At 44.4% G+C, this 22,072-nt stretch carries 16 protein-coding genes; 7 read left to right on the top strand and 9 right to left on the bottom strand.

Features of this window, described 5'->3' with window-relative positions; all coding sequences use genetic code 11:
- Nucleotides 1-71 precede the first annotated feature (71 nt).
- The 4 genes from ABMY42_RS18535 to ABMY42_RS18520 all read left to right on the top strand — a co-directional run bounded on the left by ABMY42_RS18535 (nt 72) and on the right by ABMY42_RS18520 (nt 6,942).
- Nucleotides 72-1,814: an ABC transporter transmembrane domain-containing protein gene (locus ABMY42_RS18535; protein WP_053049170.1), complete on the top strand. Its 1,743-nt coding sequence runs from the start codon at nt 72-74 to the stop codon at nt 1,812-1,814.
- A complete protein-coding gene (locus tag ABMY42_RS18530) occupies nt 1,814-3,592 on the top strand; it encodes an ABC transporter transmembrane domain-containing protein (protein ID WP_349266613.1) in 1,779 nt (592 codons plus the stop codon). The genes ABMY42_RS18535 and ABMY42_RS18530 overlap by 1 nt, the downstream gene beginning before the upstream one ends.
- 577 nt (nt 3,593-4,169) lie before the next feature.
- Nucleotides 4,170-5,897 carry a DUF3466 family protein gene (locus ABMY42_RS18525; protein WP_349266612.1) on the top strand — a complete coding sequence of 576 codons (1,728 nt, stop codon included), beginning with the start codon at nt 4,170-4,172 and terminating at the stop codon, nt 5,895-5,897.
- Nucleotides 5,898-6,393: 496 nt separating this feature from the next.
- Nucleotides 6,394-6,942 (top strand): hypothetical protein, encoded by a 549-nt coding sequence (locus tag ABMY42_RS18520; protein ID WP_005442115.1) that lies wholly within the window; start codon nt 6,394-6,396, stop codon nt 6,940-6,942.
- 44 nt (nt 6,943-6,986) lie between these two features.
- On the opposite strand, the gene ABMY42_RS18515 is transcribed toward ABMY42_RS18520, so the two are convergent.
- The 8 genes from ABMY42_RS18515 to ABMY42_RS18480 form a co-directional block, all read right to left on the bottom strand.
- The gene (locus tag ABMY42_RS18515; RefSeq protein ID WP_050925845.1) at nt 6,987-9,209 is read right to left on the bottom strand and encodes a TonB-dependent siderophore receptor; all 2,223 of its coding nucleotides are present in this window, start codon (nt 9,207-9,209) and stop codon (nt 6,987-6,989) included.
- 216 nt (nt 9,210-9,425) lie between these two features.
- Nucleotides 9,426-11,402 carry a Fe(3+)-hydroxamate ABC transporter permease FhuB gene (gene fhuB / locus ABMY42_RS18510; protein WP_349266611.1) on the bottom strand — a complete coding sequence of 659 codons (1,977 nt, stop codon included), beginning with the start codon at nt 11,400-11,402 and terminating at the stop codon, nt 9,426-9,428.
- Complete coding sequence (locus ABMY42_RS18505; RefSeq protein ID WP_017819471.1) at nt 11,402-12,286, bottom strand: ABC transporter substrate-binding protein; 885 nt, start codon at nt 12,284-12,286, stop codon at nt 11,402-11,404. The genes fhuB and ABMY42_RS18505 overlap by 1 nt, the downstream gene beginning before the upstream one ends.
- Before the next feature lie 12 nt (nt 12,287-12,298).
- The gene (locus tag ABMY42_RS18500) at nt 12,299-13,063 is read right to left on the bottom strand and encodes an ABC transporter ATP-binding protein (RefSeq protein ID WP_005444434.1); all 765 of its coding nucleotides are present in this window, start codon (nt 13,061-13,063) and stop codon (nt 12,299-12,301) included.
- 374 nt (nt 13,064-13,437) lie between these two features.
- Nucleotides 13,438-13,653, bottom strand: coding sequence for a hypothetical protein (locus ABMY42_RS18495; protein ID WP_005433984.1), 216 nt, complete (start codon nt 13,651-13,653; stop codon nt 13,438-13,440).
- A gap of 100 nt (nt 13,654-13,753) precedes the next feature.
- Nucleotides 13,754-14,878 carry an HD domain-containing phosphohydrolase gene (locus tag ABMY42_RS18490; RefSeq protein ID WP_017819472.1) on the bottom strand — a complete coding sequence of 375 codons (1,125 nt, stop codon included), beginning with the start codon at nt 14,876-14,878 and terminating at the stop codon, nt 13,754-13,756.
- A 258-nt stretch (nt 14,879-15,136) separates the two neighbouring features.
- Nucleotides 15,137-16,342, bottom strand: a complete 1,206-nt coding sequence (locus tag ABMY42_RS18485; protein WP_050907613.1) for an aromatic amino acid transport family protein — start codon at nt 16,340-16,342, stop codon at nt 15,137-15,139.
- Nucleotides 16,343-16,516: 174 nt separating this feature from the next.
- Nucleotides 16,517-17,710: an iron-containing alcohol dehydrogenase gene (locus ABMY42_RS18480; protein WP_274882709.1), complete on the bottom strand. Its 1,194-nt coding sequence runs from the start codon at nt 17,708-17,710 to the stop codon at nt 16,517-16,519.
- A 162-nt stretch (nt 17,711-17,872) separates the two neighbouring features.
- Here ABMY42_RS18480 and ABMY42_RS18475 point away from each other — a divergent pair, with 162 nt between their 5' ends.
- A complete protein-coding gene (locus ABMY42_RS18475; protein WP_050933851.1) occupies nt 17,873-18,370 on the top strand; it encodes a hypothetical protein in 498 nt (165 codons plus the stop codon).
- 65 nt (nt 18,371-18,435) lie between these two features.
- Nucleotides 18,436-19,806, top strand: a complete 1,371-nt coding sequence (locus tag ABMY42_RS18470) for a GGDEF domain-containing protein (RefSeq protein WP_059678610.1) — start codon at nt 18,436-18,438, stop codon at nt 19,804-19,806.
- A gap of 37 nt (nt 19,807-19,843) precedes the next feature.
- On the opposite strand, the gene ABMY42_RS18465 is transcribed toward ABMY42_RS18470, so the two are convergent.
- Nucleotides 19,844-20,476 (bottom strand): SDR family NAD(P)-dependent oxidoreductase, encoded by a 633-nt coding sequence (locus tag ABMY42_RS18465; protein ID WP_005444445.1) that lies wholly within the window; start codon nt 20,474-20,476, stop codon nt 19,844-19,846.
- Between the two features lie 292 nt (nt 20,477-20,768).
- On the opposite strand from ABMY42_RS18465, the gene ABMY42_RS18460 reads away from it, so the two are divergent.
- Complete coding sequence (locus ABMY42_RS18460) at nt 20,769-22,028, top strand: HD domain-containing phosphohydrolase (protein WP_349266610.1); 1,260 nt, start codon at nt 20,769-20,771, stop codon at nt 22,026-22,028.
- The last annotated feature ends 44 nt before the right edge of the window (nt 22,029-22,072 follow it).

The raw sequence follows: 22,072 nt of genomic DNA, 5'->3' as shown, positions 1-22,072 counted from the left end.
CCGCTTGTAAACTCATTAATTCGCTCAATAATAGTTCTATAACAAATTCAATAATTTAAGCAGGAGGCGAAATGAGAATATTCTGGCAGCTGCGTTGGTACTTCCAACTCAAATGGAAACAATATGTGGGGTCAATCCTATTGTTTGCCGTCATTTCAGCCCTTCAGCTTGTTCCCCCTAAAGCAGTCGGCATTATTGTCGATGGTGTGGTTGATAACACGCTAGAAACCAGCACCTTACTGATGTGGTTAACCGGTCTTATTGCGTTATTTTTTGCGATATATGGCTGTCGAATTCTATGGCGTATCTGGTTATTTGGCGCGAGTTGGGAATTAGGCACTATTTTACGTAACCGACTCTACCGCCATATATCCACGCAACCTCCTCGATTCTTCGAAAGATACAAAACTGGCGACCTGATGGCTCGTGGCACCAATGACGTACGCAACGTCGTGATGACAGCCGGTGAAGGCGTATTAACCGCGGCAGATTCGGTGATTACTGGTATTGCTGTTTTCATTATTATGGTGACACAAATCAGTTGGAAGCTGACGTTAATGGCTCTTTTACCGATGCCATTCCTCGCGATCATCATCTTTTTCATTGTTCGCATTCTGCATAAACGTTTTAAGATCGCACAAGAAGCTTTCTCTACAATGTCAGACATGACTCAAGAATCATTGAATGGCGTACGTATGCTGCGAGCTTTTGGGTTAGAAAACCAAGAGCAAAAGCGTTTTGAAGATGTCGTCGATGATACTGGCGAGAAGAATATCGCGGTAGCTCGCGTTGACGCACGTTTTGACCCAGCAATCCAATTGACCATTGGCATGTCTTTCTTCCTAAGCGTGGCATCAGGTGCGTATTTAGTTGACCAAGGTGATATTACACTTGGGGATTTGACCGCGTTTACCATGTACTTAGGTCTTATGATCTGGCCGATGTTGGCATTCGCGTTCTTGTTCAATATTCTGGAACGAGGCTCTGCTGCGTGGAATCGCCTACAAGAAATATTTGATGAGAAGCCAGAAATCATCAGTGGCGATACACCATTAGGCACGGATCCATTACCTTTGCAGATCAAGATTAATGAGTTCCACTGGTCAAAAGATCTGCCCGCTGCGCTCACCGATGTTCACATCACTTTGGAGCCTGGAAAAATGCTCGGCATTGCAGGTCCTGTCGGTAGTGGCAAATCAACCTTGCTAACCCTACTGCTTCGTCAACATGACATGGACAACGGTACGATTCAATTTGGTGATATCAAAATCAAAAACGCACTCTTACCAGAATGGCGAAACCGCTTTGCCGTGGTCAATCAAAGCCCGTTCTTGTTCTCTAAATCTATCTTCGACAACATCGCTCTAGGTAACCCTGACGCATCAAAAGAAGACGTTTATCGTGCGGCGAAACTGGCTTGTATCCACGACGATATTGAGAAGTTTCCTGAAGGCTATCAAACAGAAGTGGGCGAAAAAGGCATTACCCTCTCTGGAGGTCAGAAACAACGTATCGCTATTGCTCGCGCCATGTTGCTCAATGCACAAGTGCTGGTCTTGGATGACGCACTATCTGCCGTTGATGGGCGTACAGAGCATCAAATACTAAAGAACCTAGAGACGTATTACCGTGAACAGGCGTTAATCGTCATCGCTCATCGCCTCACTGCACTAGAGGCAGCCGAAGAGATTGTCGTACTCAACCACGGTCACATCGCAGAACGTGGTCAACATCGCGCGCTCCTTGAGCGGCAAGGTTGGTACGCAGAGATGTACCAATATCAAAAATTAGAACAAGCAATGGAGGACGAATAATGAAGCAATCAACAACGTTTAAACGGTTATTGTCTTACCCATTGTCGCAACCAAAGCCTATGTTAAAAGGCTTAGCACTGCTGTTTATAGCCGCGTTAGCCAGCGCGGGTGGGCCTTGGCTCGTTCAATACTTTATTGATGAACACATCGCGAAAGGTGATTATTCACGAGATATTTTGATTTCATTGGCAGCGGGCTACATCGCATTACAGCTTATTTCAGCGACATTTCAATACTTCCAATCGCTGCAGTTCAGCATTGTGGCGACCAACACAATAAAAACGATTCGCAAACAAGTTTTCGCTGGCGTCATCAAGCAACCCTTGTCCGAGTTTGATTACACTCCTGCTGGTAAGTTGGTTTCAAGAATCACCAACGACACGGAATCGCTGCAACAGTTTTACGAACTGCTAATCGCGACGGTAGTGAAGAACGCGGTGATGATCTTGGTAATGCTTGGGGTTATGTTTTACATGAGCTGGAAGCTGACTATCGTGGTGTTAGTACTCCTACCTATCGTTATCAGCTTCATGTACCTGTTCAAAAAACTAAGTACCGAAAGCTACCGCAACATGCGTGATTTACTGACAGACATTAACGCCAACTTGAGTGAGTCTATTCAAGGCATGAGTGTAGTGCAGTTGATGCAGCAAGAAGAACGATTCAACAAGCAATTCAACGGGCTCACCGCAGGTCATTTAGTCGCATCAAAGAAAGTTATTCGTTTGAACGGCTTCCTACTGCGTCCGCTCATGGATTTACTCGCGGGTCTTGCACTGCTCTCACTCGTTGCTATCTTTGGTTTTAATGGCGTAGAAATGATTGGTGTCGGCGTTCTTTATGCCTTCATAAGCTACTTAGCGCGCGTAACTGAACCTTTGATTGAAATGACTCAGCAGTTGGCATTACTTCAGCAAGCATTAGTATCGAGTGAGCGAGTGTTCGAGTTAATGGATGCGAAAGAACAAACCTATGGTGACGATCACCGCCCACTCCAAACGGGTGCAATCGAATTGAGCAATCTCACTTTCAGCTACGATGGCAAACAAGACGTGTTGAAAGACATTTCTCTCAAAGCTGCTCACCAAGACTTTATCGCTCTTGTTGGTCATACCGGCAGTGGTAAAAGTACTCTCGCATCACTACTGATGGGCTTTTATCCAACGAACATCGGTGAGTTACGCATCGATGGTCGTCCATTAAAGTCCCTAGGAAAAGACGTACTTCGTAAAGACGTTGCCATGGTTCAACAAGACCCGCATATCTTACCTGCTAGCGTAAGAGAAAATATTTCTTTAGGTAGAGCGGTCGAAGATACTCAAGTTTGGGATGCACTAGAAAAGGTAGGATTGGCAGAACAAATTCGTCGTTATCCGAATGGTCTAGACACACAACTTGGACAAGGCGAAACGAATCTTTCTGCAGGTCAAAAGCAGTTGCTTGCGCTGGCGCGTGTTTTGGTGGCTAAACCAAAAATCCTTATCTTGGATGAGGCAACCGCGAACATCGATTCGGGTACTGAAGCTCTGATTCAAAAAAGCTTAGAAGTTCTGCGCCAAGATATGACGCTTGTCGTCATTGCGCACCGATTATCGACTATTTTAGATGCCGATCAGATTATCGTTTTGCATCATGGCGATTTGGTTGAAAGTGGCACGCACAAAGCGCTGTTAAAACACAATGGACGATACGCGCAGATGTACCAGCTTCAGCAAGCAAATCGACATATTCAGCAACTTGAAGAGGAAGATGACAAACAGTTTGAGGAAGCTGTTTAAACAGTCTACAGACCCAGACATTAAGCCCGTTGGTCATACTGCGAGCTTTTGTTTATCCCCAATACGGGCGAACCGATTTGGTGTCTCATTCTTCGGTTTCCACCGCCTACATTTCTAGTTTTCTTAGACTATACCCAAGTAACCTCGAGATGCTAGGTTCAGCGAGAATGACTTGGTTTGTAGACGCGGCGACGATTTAAAGATCTAGTCACTCTAAATCAAGAGTCGGCAACAAAGTATACAAGCCAAGACAGCTCGCCCTTCGGGAGCGTGGCATTGCCCCGCTTTTTTAATTAAACCAATGGCTGCGTCAAACAACTTGGAAAGAGCTGGCTATTTCGCTGCGTTGTTTTCCTTGACCTCGAATCAATGACAACGCTCTGAATCCTACATCTTGAAGTCACTTGGGTATATAACCCGTTATCCATTCTTATTTTAAAACTATTTACTTTGTATTTTTATGTATTTATTTGTACGTGAACACATACAAAAAAACACCGTTCAATAATGAATTATCTATAAATTCCTTGGTCACATATTACCGATAACATTATTTAGAATGATAGGAATTGGATGGATGAGTTTAAAAGCGAATATTAAGTTTATAGCGCTTGCTACTGCTGGTTTTTCAATAAGTTCACAAGCTGCACTATATCAAGTAGTGCAAGTCGTTCCCGATAACACTAATTTATCTTCATTTGGTTCCGCGATTCAAAGTGGAGACATTAATGATCCAATTACTGGACAACCTTACTCACTCGGTTGCTTTGAAAAAGAAGCGAATTGTGATGCCAGTAAATTCAAAATAGCACTCGATGTTCGCTCAACGGCTATGCTAGAGGGGAAACCTATTGATGTATCTGAACTGAGAGAAGAAGTACCTTTTGCAATGGATTCTAGCTTTGCATATCGAGGTAGTGAATCTGGTTTTAAACGATACTGTGACAACGAAAAAAAATACAAGATTTGTTCAGCGTGGGCGAGCACACTCTGGCAAGCATGGTCATTGGGTCACAATGAAGCATCTGAGCCAACAGTAACCGCATACGTAGAAGGTGACCACAACACAGCCTTCCCTCTCTTTAACCCAAATACCAAAAACAGCGTGGTTAATGCTTTAACAAAAGACGCAAAGCCAATTGGGACGGTGGCGACTGGATTAGACTCTAAAGACACCATTTCACCAGTTAAACCAAACTTTACTACTGCAGGCGATCAAGCAGCCATAGTCGCAACCCGTGCATGGGCGACAGATGACGCTATCACTGTTGGCAGCGTGGCGAGAAAATCAGGGTCAAACCACAGTTCTAAAGCTGCAATATGGGATGACAAAGGAAATGCGCTAGAACTCGAATGGCAAAGCAAACGACTCAAAGGCGGCAAAAGACTTGCTCAAGGTAGCATGCGAGACTTTGTTACTGATGGTAGTACTGTCTATGGCGTCGGCTACAACTCGTATCAGAAAGACAACTACATGGACGCCACCGTCTTTGTTGGCGACCTAAATAAAAAAGAAGATTGGGTCAACAAACCCGTGGACGGGGCACAGCAACGAATTAAAAACAAAACACTGCATAGCAATTCAAGGTTAACCGGCGTTAACTCTAACTTCGTTGCGATTGGTGAAGCGAAACGTTCAGGGCAGTATTTAATGCCAACAGGTTCTGCGCCCAACCGTTTATTCGTCGTCAATGATGTAAGAGCAAAAACATTGCGAGCCAACTATTTGCAATCCGGGATTTTCTTTGACGGTGCGAGTGGAAAAATGGGGGCAATCAATACATACAATGAAATTGTCGGCAGAGTGGATGCAGAAAAGGTACGCGCATCGAAAGGCAAACCACGTAGACAACGAGCGTTTATCTTGCCTTATGCAAAAAATAGTAAAGTCAGTGAAAGAGCAAAAACGCTGTTTGATGGAAAAGCGTGGTATTTGGATGATTTAACAAACGGTTCAGATTCAAGCGATACTTCGTCCACCTCTTACTCCCAAGAAAATAACCGATTCAGAATTATCGATGCGAGCGACATTAATGATGCGGGCATTATTTCTGCAACAGCGCTGAAGTGTCATTCTGGATATAAAACCACCGCCAATAATGCGACTTGTTCAGATAAGGAAGAAGTCGTTGCGGTTAAATTAATTCCAATTAAAGGAAAAACAGCGAAGAATATTGTACCTAGGGATGTTGAAAAAACACCAACGAAACGTAATGGCGCGGGTTTGGGGCTATTTACCGCATTCGGGTTGATTATTCTTTCAATTACGAGAAACGTTAAGACAAGAAAAATAAACATTAAATAGGAAAATATTGGAGCAAGTTAAAAACGTGAAAGCACGTTTTTTATCTCCTCGTTAAAAACACATCGTAGATGACAATGGTGACTCCCCTGTTTCTGAACAACCAATTAAAACAGAAATGGGGGCGTTCATGAGCTTAAAGCTCTATTTTAAGTTCAGAACAGGCAGGGCTAATGAGATTTACGCCCTAGCTTTGAGCTTTTGATGAAGACTCGAAACTGACGTCCCTTTCCTTTTACAAAGTCGGAAGTACACTAAGGTTACTTTGGAGGTGTTCAAGTTAAAATCCCCATAAAACCACCTGATTCTATTCATAATCTAAACAATTTTTTTATTTCTTACCTATTATTGACATAACCCCTCGCTATTTTGAGCGATGTCGTTGTAAAATCGCGCTAATTACCGACACGTTTTCCCTCAGCAAAGTGGATTCATTCTGCTTGCCGGGACTCGCGTCTATCAATTTTCCTATTGCATGTTAATTTCATGACTGAAGTCCATGGACCAAGATAAGTTTACTAACATCTATCGCTTGCCAGGTTCGCTACAAATTCGAATCGCTAAGTGGCAAAAGACCTTCCGCGGCACATCTGATTTGGTTCTTCATCAGGTGCTAATGGAACGTAATAAGCAATTTAAGAAACCAAGCTTTTTACCAAAGAGTTGGTGCATCACGCCTATCGATGAGAATGACATCACCATTACTCATCACGGTAAATACATTCAAACCGTCATGCGTACCATGCTGGACAGAAAGGTTTCTTACAAACGCCTATTCTTATCTCGAATGGATGCGGACAAGGGTGAGAAGGTATTACGCGAGTACAAGCTTGAGTGGGTAAGAAAGCACAATCAGATTGCTAAAAAGTACAACCAAATCAAGAAAAAACAGTACATGAACTTTGCAAGAGAAGAGGAAGAAACGCTCTACCCTTCAATCCCAAAAGGCGAGTTCGATAAAGCGTTATGGAATAAATTGGTGGTTTCTACCTTTGGTCCCGAGAAAAAGTACAAAAACCCTCATTACGTGCGCAAAGCTGATTTCTAAAAAATCCCCCGATAATTCGGGGGATTTTTGTTTCACACTAATATTTACCAATCGTAGGTTAAGCTCGCGATGACATTACGACGGTCGCCGTACCAACAAAAGCCATCACATGTCGCGACATACTCTTTATCTGCTAGGTTCTTAGCTGCAACTTGCAACTTGTAATCACCAATACGGTAGCTCACCGTCGCATCCATCAAGAAGTAGCCCGGCACTTTAATTGTTTCAGTGTTATCGCCGTATGATTCACCGGTGTAACGCGCCCCAAGCCCAACAGCTAAGCCATCAAGTGTCCCTTCTAGGAAACGGTAATGCGCCCAAGCGGATGATACCGTGTTCGCCACTTGAGATGGAGAATTGCCCACCCATGCTGCGTTCACATCTTCTTTGATTTCAGAATCCACATAAGCAATGTTACCAAGTAATGTCAGTGACGGGGTCACATTTGCTACTGCTTCAAATTCAATACCCTTATTTTCTACTTTACCAATTTGAGTTAACTGATTGAGGTGGATTCGAGCAAGGTTCTCTTTCGTTGCTTGGTAAGCTGCAATATTAAAGTAGCCATCGAACGTACGAGGTTGGTATTTCACACCGATTTCAAACTGGTCTCCACTTTCTGGCTTCGCAGGCTTGCCTGCACTGTCTTGCTGAATAATAGGATCAAAATACTGCGAATAACTAAAGTATGGCGTAAAACCAGCCTCTGAAATGTATGCAGTACCTACGCTAAACGTCCACTCTTCATTATCAACTTTAGTTCGAGAGCCTGTCGTTACATTGTGAACCTCATTGCTCGTATCATCATAACGTGCGCCAAGAAGAACCGCCCACTTGTCATTGACCAGAATGTGGTCTTGTAGATAGATACCAAGCTGCTCGTTATCAACCTTTGTTCGCTGCTTGTCGGCGTCAGTCAAAGGCTGAAGCGTTGTTGGGTCTAGCAACCAAACATTGTTCGAATAACTTGGGTTGAAAACATCAAAACGCGGATCTGGCAAGATTCCAATAGGCGTGGTTAAGAGTGAATTTCCATCAGCCACCAATGGGTCGCTTGCAAAGTCTTTACCATCAATACTGACCATCTGATAGTCAATACCAACCATGAGGTTATGTTCAACACTTCCCCATTGCATGTTGTGCATCAAGCGGTTATCAATATTGAAAGCATCAGAAGAGCCCTCTTCTGTACTGGCCGCACGCAGGATGCTTTTGCGCTCATTCAAAGGATCAAGCAGCGGACCTAATCCTGGGACGTCAGCAGCATAGACGTACGAATACATTTGTCGAAGGTTGACGTCCATTTGGCTATAACGAGTCGACTGAACAAACGAAGTCGTGTCATTGAACATATGTGCAAACTCGTAACCAACAGAAAGCTGTTCGCGTTCAAACGTTTCCCAATCCGTGTTCCCGACCGCAAGACTATCGCTTATCTTACCGTTTTTGTTTGGCTTCAATGTTCCCTCTACAGGTAAGAACTGCAGGTATGGGTCAGAATCATCTTTTTGGTAACTGGTCAGCAAAGTAATTTCTGACGTATCAGTGAACTTGTAAGTCAGTGAAGGAGCAATAAGGAAACGCTCGGCCTCAACGCCATCAACACGTGTGCCGTTCTTTCGCGCCAAACCTTGCACACGAACAGCAAGCTTCTCATTCACTTCTGAGTTCACATCCAGAGAAATCTGTTTGCGATCTTCAGAACCATACTCCACCGACACCTGACCAGAGCCACCATCAAACTGAGGGCGTTTGCTCACTAAATTGATAACACCACCTGGAGGGTTTTGACCATAAAGCACAGAGGCTGCGCCACGAAGCACTTCCACTCGCTCTAATGCAAACGGGTCAATCTGCCAACTGTAAAATCCAGATGAATACAGACGAGTTCCATCTTGATATAAGCCACTATTCGCCTGCTTAAAACCACGGATAATAAACCAATCTTGCTTGTTATCTTCACCAAAGTAATTGGTTTGAATGCTTGGCGTATATTGCAGTGCATCTGAGACACTGATTGATGCGCGGTCATCCATTTGCTCACGAGTCACAACGGAAACAGCGCGTGGCGTTTCGTTGATCGCTAAATCCATCTTCGTTGCAGTACGACTCTTCGCACCAAGGTAGCTAAAATCAGGGCCAACGGCACTGTCTTCTTGTAGACCAATTACAACAATGTTTTCATCTTCTTGAGCAAGCACTTGAGGGGTTACTAGCACCATCGCAATAGCCACTGCTGCGGGTGTTAGCATAAACTGCCGATTCATCATTTTTCTCCTTTTTTGTCGGCAACCTTTCCAACCTTTTATGCGTTGAGCGAATAGACAAGCCCACACGGGTTGGTTCCGGCATAACCACTGATTTTCCTTAAATGCAAAAACACAGGACGTGCTTTGCTAGCATCACAAACTGGGTGATGAGAGCGATCACCCAGTTCTAGATTTTTATTGTTTTGATATGTGAGGAATGAAGCCAAATCGTCGTTACAGTCGACGTAGTCCCCACATCAGATACAAACCACCAATAAGAGATGCCACCAATCCTGTAGGGATCTCTTGCGGATAAAGCACCTGTCTGCCCATCCAGTCAGCCAATAGCATCACACCTGCACCAAGCAAGGCGGCACATAGCATGTGTTGCGATGCTTTATTAAAGCCAAACAAACGTGCCAAATGTGGCGCAAGCAAACCGACGAAACTAATAGGACCAACAACCAAAGTCGCGCTGACAGTAAGACAAGCCACAAGCAATAGTAAAATGGCACGAGAACGGTCAACTTTGAGACCGAGAGCTTTAGAAGAAGAAGCCCCGATCGGCAAAATATCTAACCAGCGAACACAAACAAAACTCAAACCAATAAACACAATGGCAGAAAGAGCGAGCGGGAGCAGCGTGTCCATTGACACGTAATACGTCGAGCCTGAAAGCCAAGCCAATGCTTGATAACTGCGTGGATCACCCGTTGCCAAAATAAAACTCTGGATGGCATTCATGAGTGCAGTAATGGCAATACCTGTCAGCAAGATTCGTTCTGGTTGGAAGCCAGATTTTCTATTCAACAAGACAATGATTAGTACCGTCAACAAGGCACCAATCAAGCCACCAATAGACAAAGTCACAACCGATGCACCAACGCCAGTAAACATAGCAATGATCAAGCCCATTGCAGTTCCTGAGCTGATACCAATTACTTCCGGGCTAGCCATCGGGTTGCCACTTAATCGCTGAATCATGGTTCCTGCAATCGCCAACATAGCCCCGGCCATCGCCGCGGCTAAAAGCCTAGGTGTGCGCCATTCCAAAAATAGCCATTCATGGGTAGAGAAAAGCGATGTCCAGCCGTCGTTCTGAACTGAAACGGTGCTGAAGAGCACGATGCCCGCCAAGATGATCAACAAAGTAAATGCGATAGCGTGTTTGTTAAGTTTGTTGACGCGCTCCGAGTGACGAGTGAGCACGGTTTGCGTATGCCCTTGCGTCTTTTGTGATAATCGAGGTAGTAACCAAAGTAACAGTGGTGCGCCTAACGCGGCAGTGGCAGCTCCTGTTGGAATAAAGCTCGCCATCAAACCCGGTAATTGTTGAATGACTAAATCGGTGAGGGTCAAAAGCATTGCACCAATCAACATTGAGATCCAAAGTTTGTGCTGAATCTTATGCACGCCAATCAAGCGTGTAATAGCTGGCGCAGCAAGACCGATAAAACCGATGATACCCACCGTCGCCACAACCCAAGAAGTAATAAGCACCGCTAAGCCAAGGCAAACAAAGCGCAGCTTCGCTAGCGACACACCTAAGCTCTTTGCTCCTTGCTCTGATAGCTCCAAAAGGCTCAAAGGTTTAGCAAACAAAAATGCCACTAGTGCAGCAATGGCGACTCTTGGTGCAAGATAGCTGAAATCATCCCAACCACTTTGAACTAAGGAGCCTGCTCCCCAGATCATGAGTCCATTGAGCTTCTCCGTATTCATCATCAAAATGACCGTACTCAGAGAAGCAAAATACAAGTTGATCACCAAGCCAGAAACAACAACAACGGTCGGAGAAAGAGCCCGTCGCCAAGACAACAACATCACTAGCCCCATTGAAGTGATACCACCAATCAAAGCAACTAAATTGGCAGAAAAGTCCAGCATCCAAGGTGTGAATAACGTGGCAAGCATGAGCGTAAAGTTCGCCCCACTCGCAACGCCTAAAGTCGTAGGAGATGCCAACGGATTACGTAGAACCTGTTGCATCAACACACCAGCAACTGCCAAGCCCGCTCCGGAGATCACCGTCGTAAACACGCGTGGCCACCAGCTAAAATGAAGAAGAACGGAATTTATCGACTGGAAATCAGGCTGCCAAAGGCTTGCTAAACCATTGGAAAAGGCGGTGGTTTGACTCAGATGTAACGCTCCAACCGACACCGTAAACATAGAAAGTAAGATCACTAAGGATAAAGGAAAAGCTCTCATTAGAAGTGCTCCTTCTCTTTTGCCGCAGCGACTAAATGAGCAAAGCGAACCGCAGAGGGCATGGCACCAAAGCTCCAAACAGGATCAACGCGCATAACAGGGTGACCTGATTGTTCTACGATATATTGCCAAAATTGGTCTTGTGCCAACTGTTGCTCTCCACCATGAGGAAGCGGATCCACAATAACGATCTGCGCTTTTATTCCCGCGAGTTTGTCGATACCGACCATACTAAAACCCCAGCTATTGGTTTTTTCCGTCCACGCATTAGAGAGACCAAGCTGGTTTATTGCTTGTGAATACAAACTGTTCTCGCCAAAGACACGCACGTGTTTAGTGTCCATAAACTGGACCATTAATAATGGCGCTGAATTTTGGTCGACTTTTTCTTTGAGTGAGGCAAGCTGTGCCTCTGACTGTTCAATAAACGTTTCTGCTTCTACCTCTCGTCCCAATTCTTTGCCGAAAGTACGAGTGAATTGAGTCAATACCGACCAATCCGTGATTCCCTGCCCGTAAAGATCTATCGTTGTAACAGGCGCAATTTCCGCTAATCGGCTTTCCATCGCAGAAAAATAAGGGGCAATAAAAATACGGTCGGGTTTGAGCTCGTAGATACGCTCAATGTTGGGTTGCGTTCTTAAACCCACATCTTTTGTTTGTTTTGGTAATATTGGGGCTTTCACCCATGCGTCATAATCTTGCCCTTGTGCGACGCCAACCGGAACAACACCGAGTGCAAGCATGGTTTCGGTCTGTGTCCAATCCACCGACATCACTCGTGGTGATGGCGTCTTATCAACTGCATGAGCAAACAGAGGAAAAGCAAGACTTGTCGCCCAAACAAGTCGCTTCAGCAATGAAATAAGCGGCTTACAATCCATTGTTGACCCCACTTAGCTTGGCATCGCTACTGGATACCCAGCAGGATGGTCAGAAATACGCATTTCAATGCCATAGATTTGCTGCAACTTAGGCTCGGTAAATACTTGTTGAACGTCACCTTGCGCTATCAAGTCACCTTGGTGCAATGCGACAATCTCATCACAAAAGCGTGCAGCTAAGTTAATGTCATGCAGTACGATGATGACCCCTAAACCTAGGTCTTTACTAAGTTTAGAGATCAAAGAAAGCATATCGACCTGATGACTAATATCGAGCGCAGACAAGGGCTCATCAAGCAACAGGTATTCGGTTTTCTGTGCGAGTAACATCGCAAGCCACACTCGTTGGCGCTCACCACCAGAAAGCGTGTCGACAAGGCGATCGGCATATTTGGATGTTCCTGTCATTTCCATCGCCTCTTCCACGATGGTTTTATCTTTTGTACTCAACCGTCCTAATAAACCATGCCAAGGGTAACGACCGAAGCTCACTAAATCTCGACCGAGAATGCTGTCGGTCATGGGTAAGTGCTGAGGAAGGTAAGCGATGTGCTGGGCAAATTTCTTTGCCGATAAACGGTTGATGTTGTCACCATGCAGCAAAATATCGCCATCACTGTATGGTTGTTGCTGAGCGAGCAGCTTGAGAAGTGTGGATTTGCCAGAACCATTGTGTCCGACAAGCGCGTACGTTTTTCCAGTTTCAAACGTCAAATCAAATGCTTTCAACAAAGACTTACCGTCAATATCGAATTGGAGTGCTTTGGCTTCTAACATCCCTACTTCACCTAATCCTATTTACGTCTCGGGGCTGGTGAAACTTCGCTTTGCCGTCTACCTTCCCGTTACGTTTTATAATTTTATTCAACAAAACGATTAATAAGCTTGGCTTTATATAACAGCAAAGATACAAATGCAAACCATTGTCATTATCATTAATAAATAATTTTATAAATCTTATTGGGAGCACATTCTCGCTACAAAAAGCACGTCAGAAGCAAGGGGAAAAGCAATTTAAAACGAAATGAAATAGGGATTGGAAATGAGGACTATCGGCGGCGAGCATCGCCATTCGCAATGCTCGCTCAAGGAATAAGTTAAGCTGCGACGATAAGAAAAGTTGGATGAGAGCCGCAGCGTTGTTGAACCAGTTAATGACGAGCGTCAGCGCCAAACTCTACTTCTTTATAGATATCGGCCAGCGACTTCTTACCTTGTTTGTCTTTGGCTGAACGCTTTCTTGGTTGGTAGTGATACTCTTGGTCATGCAAAGCTTCTTCATGTTCCTTTGCCGACTCTACGAATTCAGCATTCGCAAGTGCTTGTTGGCGTAAGCGGTTTACTCTTTCTAGGGTTTCCCACAACATACTTCACCTCCAAACGAGTTACTGTATACATATACAGTATTATTTATTCCGACCTCCTAGTCAATATTTTGATTCCCTTCCATGGTTTGCTCCTCTACTTTCACATTAACCCCATACCAGCATAATGCTCTGGGTACTTATGAATAATTTGTTTTAAGTAGCCTTGATGTTCGCGCAAAGCATTCACGCATTCTCGGGATAACAAGCCTTGGTAAACGCGTTTTTCAAGCTCTAACAAGGCATACGGGATTGACCACGCTTGACGATATGGATGATGGGTGGTCATGACATCAAACACATTAGCAACTGCCGCGATTTGAGCGGCGATAGGAATCCCTGAACGATCTAACCCATGCGGATAGCCAGACCCATCGAGGTTTTCATATTGGTAAGACGTAATTTGCTGAAATAAAGTGACACTCGGATGAACTGGATTACCAATTCTCGCCACAATGTTATCTGCTGATTCAACACATTGTTCAATATGCTCAGATAGCAGCGCTTCTTGCTCTGCATTGACACATCGTCGATTACATACCACATCAGCAGGGAGTTTTATTTCACTCAAAGCATGATAACGAGTGAACATTCCAATTTGCTCGACAACTTCATCACTAAATTGATAAGCATCGGCAAGCTCTGTCGCAATTAATTGGGCGTACATACCAATACGCTTAGTGTGCGAGTAAACTTCCGGCGAATACCCTGGCATCAAGCACTGCATTCTTTCTGCCAAGATTTCAATCGCATTGACAACGTGGTCTTCAGATTCAACGGCAAATTGCACCATCTCAAAATAGGGTCTTAGCCCATTTAAAGCCTCGACGCTAAACGCATTGGGTTGAATCGAATTGAGAAACACAAACCCAGTAAAGGTTTGACGGTCATAACAAGGAATAGCGACAGACGAGTGGTAGCCTTGTTTCAACAAGGTTTGAATACGTGGGCAGTGGTTGATGTCGTAAAGATCGTTAACAAGACGAGGGATGGCATTGTCTGCAGCAATGCTCAGGTTGTGCAGTTTTCGAAGTGGCGCTTCGTGATGAGCCAAACACCAAGTGTCGAACTCACTTTCGGCAAAAGATTTAAGCATGCCTTGTTTAGGGTGATACTTAGCAAAAGACACCCTATCGACACACGGTAAATGTGCCTGCATCCTATTCTTCAAAGTTTGCATTTGCTCATTGAGCGGTTTTGCAAACGGGTAAAAACTCCGGTGCGCCATACTTCACCTCCACACCAAGTAGAGAAACCAGAAGAAAAGGCTCATGAAAGTCAGCGTATTTGATGTGATTAGAGCGGCTTTTCTCCACCTAAATTATCGACATACCACAACTTAAGTGTACGAAATAAAAACAGTTTTTCGCCAACCTTTTCACCGAATATTCTACGGTAATTTAATCCAGATCAAAAAAACCAGTGCTATTTTGAGCACTGGCTGTTTTATGCAAATTGAGTTTTCCGATATCAATCCGTTTGGTGATTAACCCAACGCAGGAAGAACACCCAAAGTAATGAGTAGCTGCGCCATCACAATACCAGTACCAGCGATACCTGTTACTAATAGTGCTCCTTGTCCACCTGCCACACGGTATTCACCCGTAAACTCATCAGAGCGACGCACCTTTACCACCATAACTAGCGGTAGGAAGATAGCAAGAATAGCTAAAGCGATTGCAGCATAACCTAGCGCCATGATGAAACCTTGCGGGTAAAACAATGCAAAGCCTAGTGGTGGTGTAAATGTGATCACTGCTGCAACCAAACGGTTTGGCTTTTCACTGTCACCTTTGATCGTGTCACCCAAGAATTCAAACAGACCCAAACTCACACCTAGGAAAGACGTCAGAAGTGCAAGGTCAGCAAATACGCCTACCACACTACCAAGATTTGACTGGTGAACAGTTTGAGACAGTTGACCAATCAATGCGCTCAAACCACCGTTTTCAATCAAGGTATCTTGGCTTACTACACCAAGCGTTACAATTTGCCAGAAAATGTAGATCACGAGCGGAATTGTAGAGCCAACGATGATCGCTTTACGCAGAGACGACGTGTCACCGTCGAGGTAGTTAACAATAGCCGGGATACTGCCGTGGAAACCAAAAGAGGTAAAGATTACTGGAATAGCGGCAACGACAAGACCTTGCTCTATTGGCATGCTTAGCAAGTAAGATTCGGTCACGTTTGGCGCAAGAAATGACAAGACTGCAATCATGGTCACCATTTTAAGACCAAACAGCACGCGGTTTACTTTGTCTACAGTGCCAGTGCCCACTGTCACAACCATGGTCACGATAAGGGTAAAGATGATGGTTGAAGTTGAGCCAGAAATATCCAGACCAAACCACTCTGTCAAACGGTCACCAAACTGAGCACCACCACCCGCAATGTAAGCAGCACACAACGAGTAGAACAAGAAGAGCATGGCAAAGCTTGCAACCCATTTGCCCTTCTGGCCAAGAATTTGTTTCGCTAGAGTATGAAGAGTTGCACTGCTGTGCGCATATTGGTGAAGCTCCAGCATCAACAACGCAGTAAACGCCATTAACGCCCATAACCCCAGCATAATAATTAAAGAGGTAGAAAAACCAATGCCAGCAGAGGCAAGAGGAAGCGCCAGCATGCCAGCACCAATCGTAGTCCCAGCAATAATCAGGGTGCTACCAAACACTTTAGATCGACTCATTGTATATTTATCTTTACAGCTTTATAAGATTTATCAGCATCAGATCGGGCAACGGCATACCAAACCTAACACCATATTTGGAATGATGACGATTCTGTAGGATCTTTCTAATAAGATCAAGCAAAGTGTAAGGATAAAAATCCACACGCGTAAACTTAAGTGTACATAACTTTTTTAAACTCTAATTTCTGCAAGCAATTGGGCGCACTCCTCTTCATTCATAAATTTAGGAACAGGATAATTCCAGTGCGCTTCTTTAAGGATCAAACTCACTAACTCTCCAGTATCAGAGGATTGCAACAGTGGCGATGTTTGTTCGATACCAATTGCGTTATACAAATCTTCTAGCCTATGAATGAAATCTTGTGCACTCGCCCTATCCTCACCTTGCGTTCCGATCAAGGCTTCACTTAGGGCTGTCAGTTGTGGCTCAATCTCTGAGAAAGAAAATCGAAGGACAGGGAGCAAAGCAAGACCATTCGCCATTCCGTGAGGTATGCCATACTTGGCACCCAAGTTATGCGCAAATGCGTGAACGTAACCAAGACTCGCTTTGGTGAAGGCTAACCCAGCATAGTAAGACGCCATTGCCATTTTGTTTCGAGCCTCAATATGACTCCCGTCTTCTACGGCTTGAGGTAAGTACTTGAAGATAAGCTTAATAGCCGCAATCGAATAGGCTTTGGTATCAACAGTCGCATTACGGGAAATGAAAGCTTCTACCGCGTGTGTCAACGCATCAATACCCGTATCAGCCGTTATCTTTGCTGGTAAACCAACCAGTAAATTCGCGTCCAATGCGGCCATTAAAGGCACCAATTTCGGATCCATTAATGGGGTTTTGTGGTGGGTGTCTGGTTCGGAAACAACAGCGGCAATCGTCACCTCAGATCCAGTACCAGACGTTGTCGGAATCACAAATAAAGGCGCAGGAGTTCTCCACACACGAAACAAACCAGCAAGCTTCTTAATGGATTTCCTGTTTGTCACCCGGGCTGCGATGACTTTGGCACAATCCATGGCAGAACCACCGCCAAGCGCTAAAATCGCGTCACATCCCGAGTCGAAATACATCGTTAATCCAGTCTCTACTTGATCGTATGTGGGATCTGGTTTTACTTTAGAAAACAGCACAACGTCTAAACCTCTGGCTTTCGCGCTTTCTATTACCTGCTCCGCCATACCAATTTTTACTAAGCCGTCATCAGTCACAAGAAGCAATTTTTTAAAACCAAGATCAGCAATCGCCTCCGTCAACTCATGGAGACTGCCAGCACCAGAGAATAATGTCGGTTTAGGGAGTGGGAGTACATAGGCGGCGGCTTTCAAACAATTGGTATAACCGCGATAAAGCAGATGTTTTAACATAACAAGTCCTTTTGTTTTGAGCTTTTATTCTAGTTGCTTTTCTACTCAATTCGAGTGAGGAGTTCACAGAATTTTGTATTGATGTGTCTCAGTTTTTAACCCATCAAAACCAATTTTTATCTACTACTCTATAACTTAAGTACTAATGAATAAGGGCGAGCTATGGAATATAAGCTGTTTGTTTTGCTTGCTTTTTCAAGCTCTGCTTTCGGAAACTCGTTAGCGAGCTTCCCTAACAATTTTGAGCAACTAGTGCTGGTAAAACAAAGTGTTATACCAGGAAGAAATGTCATTTTGCCGCCAAGTACACCAACCTTCATTCAAGAAACAGTGAAAATGTACAACTGGACCAATCAAGGCAAAGGTACCAACTTGAATATTTACGTTCCTAGACACAAAGTCGAAGCCTATAAAAACCATGGTCCTTACTCCGACGGTCTAACCGCTGTCGCAATTTACGAAGAGGAGGACATTATTTTTGTCACCGAGCATCTGGCTGGTGAGGCACTTTATGGGAGTTATGATCGACGAGGCAATGACATATCAGATCGCCATCCATCATTAAGGGTCGAAGCTTGCTATCGATGTCATAACGGATATAAGGACATTTGCATAAACGGAACTTGTGCCGTTCCGATTATTGATGTGTTTAATGAGTAATTCATCACGTGGGAACTTCAATAAGAATAAAGATATTCCTATCGCATTTTGTTCTCGTCATTCTCATGATCGGCGGTTTGGGTTACTACAATTTTCATAACTCAATGGACACGATCGTAAAGACGACGATTACCTCTCGCGAACAAAGCGCAAGTGCACTTGTTCACCATGTGAGTGACGCGGTGCACGGGGGTAACTATGCCAACCTAATGCTGCCTAGCTTTAAAAACCAATTAAAAATGCATACCGATCTCCGTTATTTTTACGTCAATGGTTATTCCTCTGTAACTAATACTCCCATGTCTGTTACCTATAATCGCAACGCAGACGAAATCTGGCGGACTGACTACCCTCCCACGTTTGAGCAAGACTTGGAGCAACGCATTGCTAGATTAACCTCCGTTAAAAATGCTGGCTCAAAGTCCAGTATTAAAGTGAACTATCTGCTCGCGCGCCTTAATGACGCTCAAAACCAATTCCACCTCAGTCAGGAGCTGAAAAAGAACTATACGCTAGACCTAGCACCCTGTCGTATCGTTGGAGAAAGCCATCTCAGTTTCGACAAGAATATTCTCTACATAACTTTGCCATTAACAGGGAATAATCAAGGTAATATCGAACTGCTTTATGACATCGAATTGGTTAGTGACATACGTGATGCATTTTTGATGGACTCTATTCGCGAACTTGTTCTGGGCATGATGATTTCATATCCTCTCTTGCTCTTATTGTCTTACCATATCTCCTCTCCTATTAAGAACTTATCGACATTTATGCGTCAGAACTTTGAGGCTATAAGCCTATTGCAAGTACCTAACATGAAGAGAAAAGACGAAATAGGCGATCTTGCTCGTGCATTTAGCCTTCTTGTAGATAAAGTAGTAAGAAAAAACAGAGAGTTAGATGAAATGGTTAAGCACGATCCTCTTACCGGCTTGTACAATCGGCGTTCACTTGAAGCCTCGTTCCGCTCTCTGTGCTATCAAGCTAATAAAACGTTTATCGCCTGTTTTTTTATCGATATAGACCACTTTAAAGAGTTTAATGACCATAGAGGGCATTTAGAGGGAGACAAAGCGCTTAAGCGCGTCGCCGACGCCTTGGAATCTTTTGCCGCTCAAAACCATGGCTATGCATTGAGGTTAGGTGGTGAAGAGTTCGTTGTATTAGCGCCAGTACATGATGCCAGAGAAGCGATCGCAAAAGGCAATCAGTTACGAGGAAGAATAAAACAGCTCAAGATCATTCATCAAGATGAACCGGAACCTAAATATCTGACAGTCTCTATAGGAATTAGTCTTTCTGAACGAACTCAAGCTGATGCGATCAACCCAAACGGGCTGCTAGATGAATCCGATGAGGCACTGTATGCTGCTAAAGATTTAGGGCGAGACCAAGTCGCATTGTATTCAAATGAAAACAGAGACAGCGCCTAAACACTCTCCCTGTTTTTGATTCATTCGATTAGCACATTTAGTACGTTAATTCTGGATCGACACAATGGAAGATCTCTCCGCTTCCTTTGCCGTCTTCAAGCATATCAAAAATCAAACGAGCAACTTCTTGACGATATACCAATCCATGCACTTCTTTCGGCTCGACCAAAACACCATTGCCTGTCACGTCACCATCTTTAAGACCACCTGGGCGAATAATGGTGTAATCCAAATCACTAGTCTGTAACCATGCTTCTGCCAATGACTTCTCCCGGACGACACCGCCGAAGCCCGCTTTAGAGCGTTCAGAAAGATACTGCCAGCTGTCACCACAACCGAGAGACGTCACCAATACAAAACGCTTCAGTGAAGCGTGGCAAGCAGCGTCGATAAGATGGCGATGACCAAGATAATCCACCGGAACATCCGCACGAAAGCTGCCCATAGTACTGATGATGATGTCATCTTGATTAAGCTGCTCGACAACCGCATTCACCTCAGTCGCAACCGTTGCATCACACGTAAAGGTCGAGTGGCATATCGCCTTCAATTCCGGATTCTTATCTGGATTTCTTGCTACGCCAATCACTTGAGTACCCTTATCAGCAAAATACTGCGCAATTGCCAAACCAAGACCACTGCTCGCGCCCCATATAACGACTCTTTTCATAACTTACCTTTCACAATACACATGATAATGAGAATACTTTACATCACTATTTGTGTGGTTTTCAAAGGAAGTCAATCGAACAAGGAGAAATCTTTCGAAATCAATACGTAGTTCAAAGAAATGACCAAGAGTTCTGGGCTTCGGATGAATTTTACGTGCGACAAGCAGTATTATTCTCGGCATAACTATAACTAAGCCATGTGCACACTTTTTAGGTATCAGTTCGCTGTCGCATTCCCCTAAAAAATCAAAATAAAATAAGCACAGGCGAGTAAAAACGTCGGTAATTACAATGAAGCAATCTTCCCACTCCATCTCGGGGTTTGAAGTCGATCTAAAACAAGCCCTGATCTGGGTAGCGCGTGCGTTAGATTACGTAGGCGTAGACGATACACACCATAGCCATCGAGTCGCCTATATTGCCTATCAATGTGCGATCACCTTAGGTTGGGACATCAAAAAAGCAGAGTTCTGTTACTTTGCTGGCATGATCCACGACTGCGGAGTTTCTGAGACCCGCGAGCACATGATGCTGCTTGAACAGCTTGTTCCTCAAGACGCCAAAGCGCACTGCATCCGTGGCTACCACACGCTTAAGCAATGTCGGTTGCTCACTCAATTCGCAACGCCAATTCTTTATCATCATACGCACTGGAAAGAACTCGAACAGATCGATCTTCCGACATTTGAAAAAGACGTCGCTGCACTGCTTTACCTTTCTGATCGTCTCGATTTTATGCGTGCGTATTACGTATCTAACTGCCATAGCGACCTTGTCACCTTACATGAGGAACTGATTGCCGAGTGTGTAATAGCAAATGCGGGCACGCTGTTTAACCCAAACATGTGCGACGCGATGGTTCAATTGATCATGACAGATGCGTTTTGGTTTGCGATGGAGTCAGAGCATATCGAAACGATTGGACTTCAATTTGAGAATATAGACTGGCTGCAAAAACAACTAACCATAGAAGACATGAACAGCTTGGGTTTGTTCTTAGCTCGTATTGTTGATGCCAAGAGCCCTTTTACTTATCAACATTCACAAAAGGTCGCTGAACTGTCTCGTTACTTGGCGAAGAAAATGGGGTTGGATGAGCACGAACAAGGGATGATTTTTATTGCTGGACTCGTTCACGATATTGGTAAACTCAAAACTCCGGATGAGATCCTTCATAAGGAAGGACCGCTGGACCAACACGAATACACTCGAATTAAACGTCACACCGTGGACACAGAGTTAGCACTGCATAAAGTGTTTCCTAACGCCAAAATTGCTGAATGGGCTTCCAATCATCACGAGCGCTTAGACGGCTCAGGTTATCCCTACCATAAAACAGGTGAAGCCTTGGACGTACCATCGCGCATTATTGCGGTCGCAGATGTCTTTCAAGCACTTTCTCAAGATCGTCCCTACCGTGGACGCATGACGCAACAAGAAATCGCCATCATCATGGATGAGCAGATCAAATCAGGTAAGCTCTGTTCTGATGTATATCGAGTTTTGTCATCACACATGCAAACGTGTTATGAGCTCTCCACTCAAGCTTAACGCCGAGCCATAAACAGAATAAAACAAAGGGACACCAGATTGGC

It is taken from the genome of Vibrio sp. SSH13-20 (assembly GCF_040104475.1).
Taxonomy (GTDB): Bacteria; Pseudomonadota; Gammaproteobacteria; order Enterobacterales; family Vibrionaceae; genus Vibrio; species Vibrio harveyi.
This window is presented reverse-complemented; position numbering and strand designations above follow the sequence as displayed.